The sequence below is a fragment of the Dyadobacter sp. SRI_021 genome (assembly GCF_057586235.1).
The window spans coordinates 77,253-92,841 of the sequence record NZ_JBYCZM010000005.1; the positions used below are offsets into that span (position 1 = coordinate 77,253).

A 15,589-nucleotide genomic window follows, 5' to 3' on the forward strand; every position below is an offset into this window, starting at 1 on the left:
GTTCATGCAGGACCTTCGAACAGTCAGCAATTAACAGCCTCTGTTTCGATCATACTTGCGAATGGCCTTATTTCAAACAAAAACCAAAATGGAACTAGCGGAGCTCGTGAAGGCTTGCCAAAGGCAGGACTCGCGGGCACAGGCTGTTTTCTATGACCGCTATAAAAGCAAATTGCTGGGCGTTTGCCTGCGCTATGCAAAAACCGTGGCCGAGGCGGAAGATATTTTTCAGGAGGGAATATTACGGATTTTCGCAAAGATCAACGACATCCAAAATCCCCAGGCGATCGATAATTGGGTCAAGACGATCATGGTCCGCCATGCGATCGACTACTACAACCAGGTGACGCGCAAGGAAATGCTGAGCACATCCCACGAGGATGTAAAACTGGATTGGGAAAACAACGACTATACGCTCTTGTTCAGCAAACTGGACATCAGCCTGCTTCTCGAAGCCATCAACGAACTGCCCGACGGCTACCGGATTGTGATCAACATGCATTTCATTGACGGGTACAAACATGCGGAAATAGCTGAAATGCTGGGCATTAAAGAAGTCACATCCCGCTCTCAATTATTGAAGGGCCGGAATCTTTTAATTAAAAAACTGGAACAAAAAGGGATCAAGCAGCATGAAATCTTTTGATGACGAATTAAACGATGCCATTCGAAAGGCCCTTCACGATTCGTTTGAGAATTTTGAAAGAAAGCCTCGTGCATCCATTGACCAGAAAATATATAACACCCTGGACAAACCGGCCAGAGTAAGACCTTTACTCCTTTCTACCGCTGCGGTTCTTTTATTGCTGCTCGGGTTCGGAGTGAAGGAAATAAGCGAACGCTATGCTTCCTTTCGATCAATTACCCACTCCCGGGTCACGGACAGGGGACTCAAAGAAAATGCCACAGTAGTGCCTCTTCATGGCAGCATCGTGGTCAGCGCCGACCAACCATCGCATCATGAAAATGCTACCCAGGCAAATGCAGCCAAAACGACCATCCGGAGACCTTTAAAAACAACAGATCCGGAAAAACCGGCAAATACCCTGCGTGAGCATTCTAAGCCGGTACTCAATAAGGTTCACACTGGCGCGAGTCCTGCTCCTCGGGCCCAAAACCATACACTGCTTTTCAAAGAGAGCGGGCACACATTGCCTGTTCAAATGCTGGGAAGTCCCGTTAATCCCACTAACATGCACACTATTACTGCTGGCCATCTGACGCCGTTCCCTATCGATCTGGCTATGCCGGAAATCAGCCGTGTGGTAAATGCGGGAGACTCGACATTGCAAGCGCCAGAGCCTCAGCCGGTGCGCGAAAAGCTCGATTTCCCACGCTACCAGCCTTCCGACAAAAAGTCGTTTGCCTGGCTGTTTAATCTATCCGCGACCAATACTTTCCAAAGCATTTACCTGCTGCCCAATGCCGAATCTCGTATCCTGAAAGTCTCCTTTCCGGTATCGGCTGCGAATCTGGGATATAAGCTCAGTGCCGGGTTCCAGACGCTGGGCTTTCAATGGCTGTTCCATTACAGCCATCTCAGCTGGAAAGCGGAATACGTTTATGCGATCGATGAATTTAAAGCCGACGAACAAGGTGCGAATCGCTATGTTTTTGAGCGGCTGGGGAAAGCAGAAACGGTAACCAGCAAAGTGGAATTGGCAGGAATAGGCATTAAAAAACAGTTCGATTTCAAAGGCAAGCGTACCGGGCGCTTTTTCGCAAGAATCGGTGCCGACTATTCCCGTCAGCTGCAATCCAGCGGACAGGATTTCGTCACGGGCGCGATTTCAGCAGGAAAGATTTTTACCGTGAACAAAACCACGGACCTGATCATCGGCCCTTATTTCGAATACAATTTCAACAAGGTACCGACCGCCGAATACAGTATCAAAGTACGGCCTAATCAGGTTGGTTTATCGGTAGGTTTAAGGATCAACAGAACGAAGTAACGGCACTAAAACTGGCGCGGCAGGCAGCTCAGCGCAGCGCTTCCAGATAGTTTTTTAACTCATTCAGATAAGGTAAGTATACCTCCTTGCTCTTTTCCAGTTTGCCAAAGTTGCGAATGCCCCAGTAGCCCGACAGGACGAACATGGTTATCTGCCGCGCATTTACGTCCTTGCGAACGGCACCGTTCGCTTTGCCACGCTCGATCAGATCGATCATCGTGTCGATCCATTGTTGGGTCAGCTCGTTTAGTGCTTTGTTGAAATCTGCATTCCAGGAGGTCATTTCATGGGTGAGATTAGCTGCGGGGCAACCGTACTCCACTTTGAGAAATTCGTTTTCCATCAGCAGATTGTACATTAGCCCGTAAATGGCGGTCAGCGGATCGGCCCCGGTTTGCAGAGGCCCGATGAAACTGCCTGCGAGCGTCGGTCTCAAAAGCTCATTGATGATCGCCAGGCCCATTTCGTCTTTGTTTTTGAAATGGTAATAAAAGGCGCCTTTTGTAACCTTGGTAGTCGCGATGATGTCGTCGATACTCGTGGTTTGGTACCCCTTTACGTAAACCAGCTCAAATGCCTTTTCAAGAATAGTCAACCTGGTCGCTTCTGCCTTCTTCATTGGTTTGCTCAATCCATTTTTCCCAAACCTACAATTTTTACAGGTCAAATTAGTCCGCAAGGCTTTTAATATAGTCCCTGATCAGTTTTACCCCTTCCTCGTCGGGCGTCGTCGTGCCGATTTGGGGCATATGGTATTCGCCCATCGTGCTCATCCGGATCACCATATTTTCCTTGTTATAGCCAATACCTGTTTTCTCAAACGGCGTGTTATAACTCAGGTCCAACGAGGTCCCGGCGGCCGAGCCGGCGTCGCGGTGACAATGAGCGCAATTCATTTCAAGGTAAGCCCTGGCCCGTAGCGCCAATGCCCCCGACGAATCTTTATAATCCGGAAGCGAAGCAATTCCCCCGACGTCTGCCTTGCTCAACACCCCTTTCTTCATAAAGTAGACCAACTGATTGACATTTTCGCCTCCTACATTGACATCGATATTCAAATTTCGTATCTGAGGGCCCAGCGGGACAAGCTCATCACCTGAACGGTGGCAGGTACCGCAGTCATTTTGCGTCGGAATCTTGTATTCCAGATGCCGGTATTTCCCATACTTGTCCTCGAAGTAAACCGGTACCGTGGCCCCTTCTACCAACAGTTCCGCATCGGTTTGCGCTTCGTTCCATCGGTAAGTAGCGGCGTTCCATTTGCCGCTGGAATACAGTAGCAAGCGGGTTTCTACAATCAGCCTCCTTCCCTTCCCTCCTTTTGAATAATAGAACGTCTTCGCGAGCAGCGTGCCGTCGGGGAATGACGGAAGTCCGTCGCCTTGAATGACCATCTTCCGGCCTTCGGGAATTTTCAGGAGGCGCTGCTTTTCGGCGTAGTCGGTGAACAATGAGGAGCCGATCAGGATCGGCACCACGCTGTCGGCCGGAACGAGATCCGGCATTTTGCCCTTGAACAATGCATATTCCGACAATCTCGCTTTAAAGGAAACATTGTTGCTGATTGCATGCGGGCCATTGTTGCAAGCCTGCATTAATACAACCGCCAACACCAGGCATAGCAGCATCGCCAATCCTAGTCCCTGCTTACCTCCTGTTTTAAACACCTTGGTCTTTACGATTATCCCAAACAGATTGTTCACGGGCCAGGACGTACTTATCGATATAAAAAGTCCCGAATGGAATCATACAAGCGAGCAGGACCTTCCAGGAAGTTTCTGAAAACTTCCAGCTATAAGTCACTGCGGCGCTTAATGTGGCCAAGACGAACAACGTAAAAAGCAAACCATGAATAGGCCCGATCACTTTTACGAGCAAAGGCTCGCCACCCCAATATTTTAGGGGAACAGCAATAAAAACCAGTAAAATCAACGAAATACCTTCGAAAAAACCGAGTATTCTCAGGCGCCCAATGGGCGTTTTGAATAGTTGAAGCATAAGAAATGCGTGATAATTAAAATGTTCTGAAATAGGGCCTGTTAACCAGCGGTGAGAACGGCCAGGGAATGGCGGCCAGGATGATCAGCAAAGCAATCCCAAACCAAACGAGCATGGTCCTGAATTTTTCCCTGTCCGAATGGACGCGCTTCGCTCTGGCCGACCCGACGGTGATCACGACCACTGCAATGGCCATGAGGACAATGTGAATCAGCCGGAAGAAGGTGTGCTCGCTGACAAGTCCGGTACCCACGGTTTCGGCGACATCGAACTTTACGACAGGGCTAATCATGTAAAGCGAGAGTCCCAGCAGCAACTGGACGTGCGCAATCGTGGCTGTAACGTGCCTGACTATATTGTCGGCAACGGAAAATGCCCTGCCCGACCGGCGGCCGGACAAGGCGATCCCGATCGCGTAAAGAAGGCTTGCCAGAACAAGCCATCGGTTGATGGAGTGTAAAATGAGAAGTGTTTGATGCATGGTTTCAGAGTTTCCATGCAAAGCTAAACCAAAAACATACTACTTAGTATGTTTTTGGTTTAAGATATTTTTACCGGTGCCGCTTAATCGACCATTCAATGCCCTGGCGCAACAATTTCCGGTAGTTGGAGTTACCAAAAGCCTCCGGCCCGTGGCCCAGCTGAATGAAGAGCACCTCGCTGCGGCCGAACGGGTTGGTCCACGCAATGTATTTTGAACTGCCGGGATGTGTCGTACTCAGCAGTGGCCGGATGGTTGGCAGGGTGAGGAAACTCCCGTAAACCTCGTCATAGATCTCAAAGTCGGCGAGCCCTTTCGTGACCGGATGGGCCGGATTCTCGACTTTTACCGGAATGATCACGTCATGCTGATAGCTCGATTTCACCGGACTTCCATTCACCATCGTAGCCTTTTCATAATACTTACCGCCGATTATTCGCTGGAAATCGTCCCAATTCTGATAGGAAACCAATGAATGATGCAGAAAGACCATCGCTTTGCCTTTTTGCAGCAAGTGCAGATAGGCTTGCCTTTGAGCAGGCGTAATCGAATCGTTCATGTCGTAAAAAACCAGCGCGTCGTATCGGCCCACCTCAGAGGAAGCGATCAGTTCATTCGCTTTGGGCTGCTCCAACTGGTCATAGGTGAAATTACCCAATGAATCCATCATATTGTAAAACGGTACTTTCTCGAAACCGTGCCCGCCGGTGATCACCAGCAGGTGGTACTTATTCTGGGAGAAGGCCGCCAGCTGAACAATGCATAGTAAAAGGGTCATCGACAATGATTTCATAGCAAATCAATTAATTGAGAATGATGCTTAAAGGCTAATGAGCTCCAACCGTTCCCCCTGCGAAGTTGCGAAAGAAAACATCTTGCCGCTTAGCTGCTCCGCTTTCTTTCCATTCCGAAGCAATTGTACCGGGCGACCCGGCCAGGGGTTTTCCATAACACAAGGCCTTCCCGCTTCACTCAGCAGCTTGACAGACCCAATTTTTCCCTCCTGCAAAGCGCAGCTGACCAGAAAGGCACCATAGGCACGGAGCTGATCAAAGTTGGCATTTTTTGTTCTGTTCCAATTGGGGAATACCCGGATGACGCCTTCATAGCTCTGCATCATCATTTCATTGATCGTCAATGGAACTGCCGATAGCGTCTCAATGCCGCCGCCTTCCGCAGTAATCCAGAGATTAGGCAGGGACTGGCGTTTGATACGGTCTGTGAGTTGCTTCATCACCTCGTCAGAGTCATATCCTACTCTGATAGCTGCCGGAAAACAGGTCTCGACACCATTGCCTAAGGTATTTGCCCATTCCCCCGGTGCTTTCATTTTGTCTTTCCAGCGACCGACGTCCCTCAACAATATCTGGTTGAATGCAGAATCGGTCACAGGCCCGCATACACCTCCCGGTAGCACCAGTCCGTGGATCGACACCCTGGCGAGCCCCTCAACCTTGCTATGAATCGGTGAAGGGCTGGTTTCGACATTTTTGAGGCTCAACTTCCCGTCTACCTCGCCTACTGTGAACTGGCTCATATGCTTGACAATATGCTCCCACTTCTTCCGTCTTTCCTGGTCGACATTTAGAAATCCGCTCACATCTATCATCCCTTTGAACAGCATTTTGACCAATCCCACCGATAATGTCGAGTTGAAATCGCCCAGGAGCTGGCGCCATTGACCTTTATTTTTAAGGTTGGGCATCACCTCATTATAGTGGTCCATATAAATCACGTACCGCCCGTTCTCGAATTTCAGATAATCTTCCCAAAAATTCGCGCATTCGCGAATGTATGGATACACCCTGCGCGCATACGCAGCGTTATATGTGCTGTAAAAACGCATGAGCATATTGCCCACGCTGAACACTGCATTGATTTTCTGTCCCAGGAATTTGTATCCTCCGTCAATTGTATTTTCGCGGGAAGCGTACCTTGTCTCCATCTCGTCGGCCGTCAGTGGCCAGCGGGTAGTGACCAGCCCCATCGGACCGATCCCAACCGGGTAATAGATCCCCCTGATACCAAGAAGCTCTCTCGCGTGCCGCTTCCCGTTTTCCATGTAATCGAGCAGGGGCTTGTCGAAATTATCGGTTTCATCGATATGGTTTGAAGAATAGGCGGCCCAAAAAGGGGCCTGATAGTTGTAATTCAGGTGGTAGTCGCCACCCCATGCGGCAGAATCCTTCGTAATAAATGGTCCCCAAATGCCTGGTGCAAATTTGCCCGCCCGCGAAGTCGCCCCGAAGAGGTATTGGGAGGCATAATAGTATTTTTCCAGAAACGGGTCGCCTATCTGCACGGACGACCGGCTCCAATACTTTGCCCACCATGCCTGGTGGGCCTTCTGTAACCCGTTAATTTTCGCCAGCGTCATGGCTTTCGCCTCCGCTATCGTCTTTTGTTTCCACTCTTTCGAATCGTGGTTGGAATACATGGTTACTACCAAAGTCACCTTGCTGCCGGGCGTCAGGGTAATGGCGCCATCGTTTTCCGGTTTAGTGCCTAATACGCTTACGCCCATCGCCACGTGCGACGGCCATGCAAGCAATGGGGTATTTTCAAAAGAGCGCGTAACCCAATGCACGCCTGCCTCGGTCCCTTGCGCATTGACGGATGTGTTTCCCTCCGTCGCTCTCAATGCAAAATACATCGCGCAAGCTTTGTTAGCTTCCAGCTCTATCACAACCGTGTTGGTCGTTGCGGACACCCAGGTTTTCACCGACACCGAAAGGGTATTCTTTGAAAACCGGGCGGCGATTTCTGCTTTGTCCTGTATTTGCTCGGCATAATAGTCGGCCCCTGCAAGTGCGGGAATATTGATTTCCAACCATCCGGGCAAGGCAATGCCACCGCCTGGGTAAACCGGATAAGCACGCCAGAAATCATTCTTTCCGAGGTAGAAGCGCAGCTTATCCGGGTCGCCTCCCAATGTAAGCCCGATATCCCCGTTTCCCGCCAATGGCCCGTCCGGCGTTTTGGAAGTCGGTACTTTACGAGGCGGACTAGTGAAAACGGCTTTGTAACGTCCGGCATAGATATCCTGAGCATTGACCGGTTGCTGTAAGCTTAGCAGCATCACCATAAACAGGCCGAATATTGCAATGGTTATGATCCTAAAAATCGCGCTCATGGGCGTATAAATTTTGCAATGAAACCACCACCTTCTCCCAGGTTCAGGTGAATGCTACCATTTTTGTCATAGCTCCCCTTTTCAAGCGTTACACTCGCAGGGTTCTCATCTGAATCCCTTACTTCCGAAGCAGTGAAAGTACCCTCCCCCAGGAAGCTCAGCGGAATATCAATGTTCTTAGGGGTAGCACCGTTCATGACAGCCAGAAACCAGCGCTTCCCGCTCCGGCGCGCAAATACGGCCGCCTCGCCGATCGCAGACCCCGGCAGTACGATAGTCTCGTCCCAAACGGACGGAATACTTTTGATCATGTCCACCGCCGGATTTTCCAGCAAATGCTCAGGGCTTGCTGAATAGGTAAGCAGCGGAGCCGAAAAGATGGCGGCACTTGCAATCTGATGCGCCCAGGTCGTGTTTTTCCGGCGCTCGCCGAAATGTACGGGTGTGTACTCCGCGTGGCCGGTCACGAAACGGGTAAACGGCAACGTCACATTATGCCCGGCCCGGTCTTTCAGCTTACTTGCCTCCATTCCCTTCACTGCTTCGCGGGTCAGCTCATTGGGCCAGGTGCGTTCCTGACCTGTGGGCTTGTTGGCACCGTGGAAATCCACCATGAGCTTCAACTCCGCGGTTTCCCGCAGGATCGATTGGTACAAATCAATCTCCTCTTTCGCCTCGTGATCGAAAAAATCGAGCTTTAAACCGCTAACGCCCAGATCACGGCAATGCCTGAAAAACGCCTGCCGCGTTTTCGCATCCCGAAGCTCCTTCGAATGCGCCCACAACCAGATGTGAACCCCTTTTTCGCGGGAATAATCCACGAGCGATTTCAAGTCGCTATCCGGCCATTTTTTCCAGAAACCTTCGAGAATATTATGCCTGAAACCCAGCTCGGCTGCCTGTCGGGAGTATTCCTTCATCGTTTCCAGGGTACCTTCACCCACGTTATCAAGGTATTTCCAAACTGCGGAACCGGGCTGTATCCAGTCGGTTTTAATGCCCTGCGGGAAAAGCTTCTTATCCGGCGGCGGGCACAGGTTGTGCACGATATCACTGTTGACCAACGCATTCAACCCATTTGCAACTACAATCACGCGCCAGGGAGTGGTTACCGTTCCGTCGATGGCAGCAGGTTGCGACAGCCGGAGCACATCCTCTGCGCTGTAACGCAATTTGTAGGGATAGGAAGTCGGTTGATGCTGGGGTAGCCTCAATACCATTCCTTTGTCGCCATCGGTCTGCAAAGCCATTCCACCATAATTTTTAAGGTCCGCCTCCGTCACCGACAAGTAGAGCTGGCTGTCGGGCAGCCGGAATGTCACCGAAGGCGCAGCCCATTGTCCCGCTTTCACGGTATCCATGCTTTTTCGTGCATATTCGCCTTCATAATGCATGTACAGGTCGTGGTACCAGGCCGTGGTCCCCGCGGGCAGCCTGAAAACGGTGGATTCGTCGGCAATGCGTTTCGCGTCGGACTTGCCGGGAATGGTCAGTTGAAATGCCGCGCCATCGTTAAATACCCTCACATCGACGGTGTACCGTATTCCGCCCCGGCTAATGCCGATCTTCGAGCCGTTGCAATGGTTCCTGGCTACGGAATGGGCGCCATTCCAGGGATATTCTTCCTTCACCTGATAGTTCTCCGCTTTCCCTATACTGACTTTGTGGGTAATGCTCTTCCCGTCCAGCGACATACACATGGGCGAAGCTTCGATCACATCCTTGTTTTCATAGGAAATGCGGTAGAACAGGGAATCATTTTTCGTGAAAAGATGGAACGAAATCCTGTTATCGGGGCTCTTGATCGTCAGGTCTTGCGCAGACAATAGCCGGGTGGACGCCAGAAGTACCAGCACCACCAATCTTTTGATACCAAACATCATTTTATGTTATCAGTAATTTTCGTTTTGTGTCCAAACCCCTTTCATAATGTCCATTTGCCCCAGCGGAATGGGTAATAGGTAGGATTTGAATTTTCTTTTTGTGCCTTTCGCGTCGTACGCAACTTGCGGGATCACTTTATCCAACAGCTTCCAGCGGACCAGGTCGTTGTACCGTAATCCTTCGAAAGCCAGCTCAACGCGCCGCTCATTTCGGATCACGTCGCGCGTGAGGACAGTTTTGGCAGGCATTCCTACGCCTGGCCTGGCGCGCACGTCGTTCAATGCCTTCAATGCATTCGCGTCACTCCCTTTCCCACTTTCAAACATCGCTTCGGCGTACATGAGCAGCAAGTCGGCGTAACGAATTTTCACCATATGCTGCTCGCTTAATGTGGAGCCTGATCCGTTGTTGATCGCCAGGTTAACCCACTTTTTGAAGGCCATGCCTGTGTAAGGAATTTGTCCTTCGGCGAGGCTTCCGGTTTGTTTGAAACCGGCTGGATTATAAGCCCATGGGTCGCCCGCTTCAAAAATGGTCATTTTTCTGCGCGGATCGTTCGGCTCATAAGCATCCCGGAGCTCGGTTGTGGGGAATACGGACATTCGGGCGCCAATCACCTGGTCGAGCGAATGGTAGTCGTCCGGTGCCTTGAACTGAACAGAAAACATAATCTCCCGGTTGTTGGCCTGGTTCCCAAAGAATATCCCCGAATAGCTGTCCGAGAGCTTGAACGGATTCGCAGGATCACCGATCAGGCTCCATGCCGCATCGGCCGCTTCACCGTACCCCTCGTTGTTCAGCAGCACCCTCGTTTTTAATGCAATAGCCGACCCCTTCACGGCACGCCCGTCTGTATACGCATTCGCGGGAAGGTATGAAATGGCAAGATCCAGGTCTTTCAGTATCTGCGCGACCACCTCCGTCTTAGGCGCTCTTGGAGTTTCCCGGATATTGTCGTCGAGTTCCGCGGGTTTCAGGAGAATGGGCAGGTCGCCGTAGAGCTGCGTAAGGTCATTGTAATAAAAAGCCCTCAGAAACAACGCTTCCCCTTTCATCCGGTTGCGGACGGCGTCGGTAGTAGCCGTTACCCGGTCGATGTTCGCGAGGAAGTAGTTGCACGCAGCGATCCCCTGGAAACCGATGCTAAACGATTTGCTGACGATACCCGTCGTAGCCGAATTGTGCTCGCCGCGCATCACGACGTCGAAAGACTCATAACCCGAGGTATTGGACGCGTTATCGGACAGCGATTCCCAAAACAGGAAGTTTCCGCTCTGCGCGGGACCATTGGATATAATGGGTTCTTTCAATTTGGCATAACAGGCAATCAGCGCCTTGTTGGCCTCCGTCTCCGTTTTCCAGAAGTTCTCAGAATTGGGATTTGCAAGCGGGTTCTTGTCCAGCGTGTCCTTGCAGGCGAACCCGACCGTTGTCAATAGAAGGAGAAATATATTTTTCGCGAATCTGGTTGTCATGGCATTACGGATTAAAATGTGACTTTAACACCAAATGAGTAGATCTTGGCCTGCGGATAAATAGCCGCTCTGCCGCTGGCCGCCGCACGCTCAGGGTCTATTCCTTTAAAAAATTTACTGAATGTCAATAAATTATCACCGGAAACATACAATCTAAGCATTTGGACTTTCGCGCGGTTGATCAGCTTGGCAGGAAAGCTGTACCCCAGCTGAAAGTTCTTTAACCGTAAATAGGATGCATCTTGCAGCCACCAGTCGGATACCTGGGTGTTGGGCGCGTAGTTTTCGTTGAAGATATGCGGGATCGTGTTCGACGTACCTTCGCCGTCCCAGGCCTTCTCCCAGAATGTAGGCGGCGGTCCTGCCTGCCGGAAAGGCGCTATCCCCCACTCCTTAATGTAAATCTTGCGGCCTTCTACGCCTTGCAGGAAGATTCCCAGGTCAAAGTTCTTATAATCTGCATTAAAGGTCACTCCGTAGTTGAACTTCGGGAATGCACCGCTGACAACCATACGGTCGTCGGTCGTGATTTTACCATCCGGGACACCGTTCGGCCCGCTGATATCACGGTATTTCATATCGCCGGGTTTGGGCTTCACGAGCGGCGTGGGACCGTTGTCGATTTCACCCTGATTTTGGTAGATACCATCAAAAACATACATGAAGTAGGAGTTATAAGGCAAGCCCTCCTGGGTTACGGTGCCGTTTCCATTGTTCACCTCCCGTGCGCCAAACTTCACTACCTTGTTTTTGTAGGTTTCAAAATTCCCCTGGATTTTGTAGCGGAAGTCCTTGATCCTGCTCTGATAACCCAAAGAGATTTCGACTCCCGTATTGCTCATTTCGCCCAGGTTGACTGTCGGGCCGGCAACACCTATAAAATCAGGCACCTGCAAAGGTCTCAGGATATTCGTCGTCTTTTTGGAATACCAGTCCACACTCCCGAACACCGATGCCCGGAACAAGCCAAAGTCAAAACCCACGTCCGTTACGGTCGTGGTCTCCCAGGTAATGTTGCGGTTAATGAGGTCGGTCTGCGTGACACCTTGCTGCAACGAGCCGCCGATATTGTACACTACGGGGTTCAAAACCTGCTGGTACGGGTATGGTACCGATTCCCCGCTCAGCGACCGGTTTACGTTTTGGTTACCCACCTGCCCCCATGATACGCGTGCTTTCAAACTTTCGAGCCAGGTAACCTGTTTCAGAAATTGCTCTTCCGAAAGTCTCCAACCTGCCGACGCCGACGGGAAAAAGCCCCATTTGTTACCTTTCGGGAACCGCGACGAGCCGTCGTACCGAAAATTCCCTTCGAGCAGGTACTTCTCTTTGAAATTATAACTTACCCGGCCAAATACCGATTGCAATGCCCACTCATAAGCCAGACCATCGGCCAATTGCCCGCCGGGAGAATACGCGCCCAGTTCCAGGAGATCGTTCGACGGGGCATTCCGTTTAAAACCCTGCAAACGGTCGTACCGGAAAGTCTCCTGGCTCACACCCAGCAATGCATTGAGGTCGTGATTGGTGCCGATTTTCTTTGTGTAGTTCAAAGTACCAAATACTGTATACTGCACGTCGTTTTCCTTGCGGACGGTCAGGTTGTTTTCGCCCACGGTGCCATTCCACTGCGTGTTGTACAGATATTGCCCGCTGGCGTCCGGCAAAAACAGATAGGCCGGAATGCCTACTACATGGACTTTGGTTTGCCGGTCGTTGAACTTGACGGCACCTTTAATCTGCCCTTTCAAACCCGGTAAAATGTTGACATCCATAAATGCCGATGCCAGTGCGTAGTAGTTCCTTACATACCGACCGCCGTTTTCGGCAAGCGCGACGGGGTTTTTGTTACCGCCTTCCTGAATATAGGCCTTGGCAGCATACCGGCCGCTTCCATCGGGAAGCTTCGGTGTAAATGTGGGGTGCGCAGCCAATGCGCTCAGAATCTGGTCCTCGGTTGAATTGCCGTCGAACTGGGTGTTCAGCGCCGTCTCATTCCGGTCGCCTTTGGAAAAAGCGAGGTTGGTGCCGAAAGTGATCGTCTTGTTCAGACTCGTCTTGAAATTGAACTGGGCGTCGTACCGTTTATAACCGGTCGCGATCAAGATCCCCTCCTGATTGAGGTAACCTGCTCCGAAATTGTAAGTGGTATTTTCCTTCCCTCCATTCACGCTCACGTAGTGTTGCTGCATCGGGGAAGTCCGGAAAACGGCATCCATCCAGTCATAACTCGGATACTGCGCGGGATTGGTAATACTTCCCTGCCGGTATTCCTCGATCTGTGCGGGTGTGTAGAGCTGGTTTGCATTGGTTCCCGTGTGGGCGATGGCCTTGTTGAGCAGCTCCATAAACTGTACCGAGTTTGTGATCCTGTCGTAAACAGACGTAGCGCGCTGACTGCCGAAATTGTAGCTGTAATCAACATTCAACCGGCCGGCGGTCCCAGCTTTGGTCGTCACCAAAATTACCCCGTTCGCTGCCCGCGAACCGTAAATGGCCGCCGAAGCCGCATCTTTCAACACGGAAATACTTTCAATCTGGTTCGGATTGACATTGTTCAGGTTACCTTCCACGCCATCGATCAGAATGAGCGGATCGTTCCCCGCGCCGCTGAATGTCCCCTGCCCGCGGATCTGGATGCTCGCGTTCTCAGCGCCGGGCTGCCCCGAGTTCTGCGTTACCTGCACGCCGGGCATTCTTCCCTGCAAAAGCGAAGTCGTGTTCGGCGCTTGCCGCGTGGTCAGCTCGGAACCTGTTACGTTGCTCACCGCTCCCGTAAGGTTCACCTTTTTCTGGGTACCATAACCAATCACGACTACCTCCTCCAATGCCTTTTCGTCCGTTGCCAGTACTACGTCCAGCACTTCTCTTGTGCCCACTTCCAGCTCCCGGGCCACATAGCCCACAAAACTGAATATGAGCACCGCGTTGTCTTCCGGTAATTCAAGATTGTAACTGCCATTCTGATCGGTAATGGTCCCGTGGCTGGTTCCTTTGATAATCACACTCACGCCCGGCAAGCCTTGCCCGTCCTTGTCGGTCACTTTACCCCTGACCGGCGCCCGGCTCTTGGTTTCTGGGATAACGACCTCCCGTTCGGTGAGAACAATATTTTTGCCCTCCTGCCGGAACGCCAGGTTCGTTCTGTCCAGAATCAATTCCAGCGTTTTCTGAACAGTGCGTGATTCTTTTCGGAGGCTGATATTGTCAAAAGCCGAGACAGCTTTTGAAAGATAGAAGATATTGTAGCCCGACTCCTGTTGAAGCGTTTGAAGCGCTTCCCTTAAAGAAGACTTTTCCAAGCCCATGGTGACATTGACATCCCGGATGTCCTGCGCGCCGCTCACTCCTGCGAGCAGCAGCTGGGTTGCCATGATCAAAACACCGACGCCATAAACACTGATCTTCATTAGATTGCAGAGATACCGGCACAAGATACCTTGCCGGATAGGCACAGTTCTCCTGCCTACGGATATAGGTTTTTTCATATATTTGTATTGTCTAGAAATTTGTTTTCGCGAATTTTCTATTCAAAGCTCCCTATTGCTGTCCAAGGCCGGGGAGCTTTTCATATGACTGCCGGGAAGCTACGGGGCCCGGCCCGAATGGATGGAAATCTGTTTCATAAGAGTTTAGTTATTAGTTAATTCAGCGGCATCCTTCCCCACTTAACACCAGTTCGCCGCTTTCCAGGGTATATTTCGTATTGCTTGTCAGCGTCAGCACCTTAAAGACTTCGTCCAGGGTTTCCGTCCCTGAAAACCGCCCGGTAATGAGGCATTGCTGCAATCGGGTATTTTGAAAAGAGATTTTCACGCCGTAACGTTTTTCCAGCATTTCGGCCAGGATCCCAAAAGGCATTTCCTGAAACACCATATCGGCCTGTACCCAGGCGGTAAGATCCTGTGATTTAACCACTTTCTCGTCCGCGACAGTCGTGCGGGTGTTGTACGTCACTTGCTGGTTCGCGGTAAGCAGACTGGTGTGTTTATTACCGTCGTCTACCCGCACTTTACCCCGCGTAACCGTCACCACCACTTCGCTTTCCGAAGGAAGGGATTTGATGCTGAATGCCGTTCCGAGTACGGTGGTGCTGATCTTACCGGTTTTAATCACAAAAGAAGCCGGTTTTCTGTCACCCACATTTAAATGCACGACATCGAAGTAAGCTTCTCCGGACAGCGATACCTCCCTGGTTTGACGGTTAAAATCTCGATCGTACTCGACGCGCGTATCGCCGTGCAAAACAACCCGGCTTCCGTCCGGTAGTACCACAAATTTCGTCTGGCCTTTTACAGATTGGTGAACTACCGTCCTCGACGCCGAAAGATTAACTACGGGCTTCCGCTGTTCCCTTACCAGGAAGAAAACCCAGCCCGCACCGATCAGAATGAGCATAGCAGCAGCCACACGCCAGAAAACGCCCGGCAGAAAAGGTCGTGACCGACCCGGCGGCGCAATACGTTTGGCAATATTCCCCTTCATTCGCTCCCGGACATCCGCAAGCTCGTCGTCCGAGAGCTTCGACAACCGGTCGGGCTTCCCTGCGAAAAGCTCATAGTATTTCTCGATCATGTCCGATTCTTCCTCATCGGCATTCCCGCTGAGGTACCTGGCGACGATCGACCTGAACTTATTCCTATTTCCACTTGGCATGTTTATAGAA

Annotated in this window: 12 protein-coding genes; 2 read left to right on the plus strand and 10 right to left on the minus strand. The window is 51.1% G+C overall.

Annotated features, from left to right (window positions below; translation table 11 throughout):
- Positions 1-88 precede the first annotated feature (88 nt).
- Entirely contained in the window at positions 89-646 is a 558-nt protein-coding gene (locus AC2YIT_RS16450; RefSeq protein WP_430848723.1) for an RNA polymerase sigma factor, read from the plus strand.
- Positions 633-1,952: a hypothetical protein gene (locus tag AC2YIT_RS16455; RefSeq protein ID WP_430848725.1), complete on the plus strand. Its 1,320-nt coding sequence runs from the start codon at positions 633-635 to the stop codon at positions 1,950-1,952. Before AC2YIT_RS16450 ends, AC2YIT_RS16455 begins: the two co-directional genes overlap by 14 nt.
- A gap of 28 nt (positions 1,953-1,980) precedes the next feature.
- On the opposite strand, the gene AC2YIT_RS16460 is transcribed toward AC2YIT_RS16455, so the two are convergent.
- From AC2YIT_RS16460 to AC2YIT_RS16505, 10 genes are all read right to left on the minus strand, one after another.
- Positions 1,981-2,571, minus strand: a complete 591-nt coding sequence (locus AC2YIT_RS16460) for a TetR family transcriptional regulator (protein ID WP_487279860.1) — start codon at positions 2,569-2,571, stop codon at positions 1,981-1,983.
- Between the two features lie 49 nt (positions 2,572-2,620).
- A complete protein-coding gene (locus AC2YIT_RS16465; protein ID WP_487279861.1) occupies positions 2,621-3,619 on the minus strand; it encodes a hypothetical protein in 999 nt (332 codons plus the stop codon).
- Entirely contained in the window at positions 3,612-3,950 is a 339-nt protein-coding gene (locus tag AC2YIT_RS16470; protein WP_487279862.1) for a DUF3817 domain-containing protein, read from the minus strand. Before AC2YIT_RS16470 ends, AC2YIT_RS16465 begins: the two co-directional genes overlap by 8 nt.
- A 16-nt stretch (positions 3,951-3,966) precedes the next feature.
- Positions 3,967-4,431: a hypothetical protein gene (locus AC2YIT_RS16475; RefSeq protein ID WP_487279863.1), complete on the minus strand. Its 465-nt coding sequence runs from the start codon at positions 4,429-4,431 to the stop codon at positions 3,967-3,969.
- Positions 4,432-4,501: 70 nt separating this feature from the next.
- Positions 4,502-5,209: a ThuA domain-containing protein gene (locus AC2YIT_RS16480; protein ID WP_487279864.1), complete on the minus strand. Its 708-nt coding sequence runs from the start codon at positions 5,207-5,209 to the stop codon at positions 4,502-4,504.
- A gap of 42 nt (positions 5,210-5,251) precedes the next feature.
- Positions 5,252-7,564: a glycosyl hydrolase family 95 catalytic domain-containing protein gene (locus AC2YIT_RS16485; protein WP_487279865.1), complete on the minus strand. Its 2,313-nt coding sequence runs from the start codon at positions 7,562-7,564 to the stop codon at positions 5,252-5,254.
- Entirely contained in the window at positions 7,561-9,447 is a 1,887-nt protein-coding gene (locus AC2YIT_RS16490) for a glycoside hydrolase family 97 protein (RefSeq protein ID WP_487279866.1), read from the minus strand. Before AC2YIT_RS16490 ends, AC2YIT_RS16485 begins: the two co-directional genes overlap by 4 nt.
- Before the next feature lie 9 nt (positions 9,448-9,456).
- The gene (locus AC2YIT_RS16495; protein ID WP_487279867.1) at positions 9,457-10,923 is read right to left on the minus strand and encodes a RagB/SusD family nutrient uptake outer membrane protein; all 1,467 of its coding nucleotides are present in this window, start codon (positions 10,921-10,923) and stop codon (positions 9,457-9,459) included.
- 11 nt (positions 10,924-10,934) lie between these two features.
- Positions 10,935-14,333: a TonB-dependent receptor gene (locus AC2YIT_RS16500; protein ID WP_487279868.1), complete on the minus strand. Its 3,399-nt coding sequence runs from the start codon at positions 14,331-14,333 to the stop codon at positions 10,935-10,937.
- A 238-nt stretch (positions 14,334-14,571) separates the two neighbouring features.
- Positions 14,572-15,579 carry a FecR family protein gene (locus AC2YIT_RS16505; protein WP_487279869.1) on the minus strand — a complete coding sequence of 336 codons (1,008 nt, stop codon included), beginning with the start codon at positions 15,577-15,579 and terminating at the stop codon, positions 14,572-14,574.
- Between the last annotated feature and the right edge of the window lie 10 nt (positions 15,580-15,589).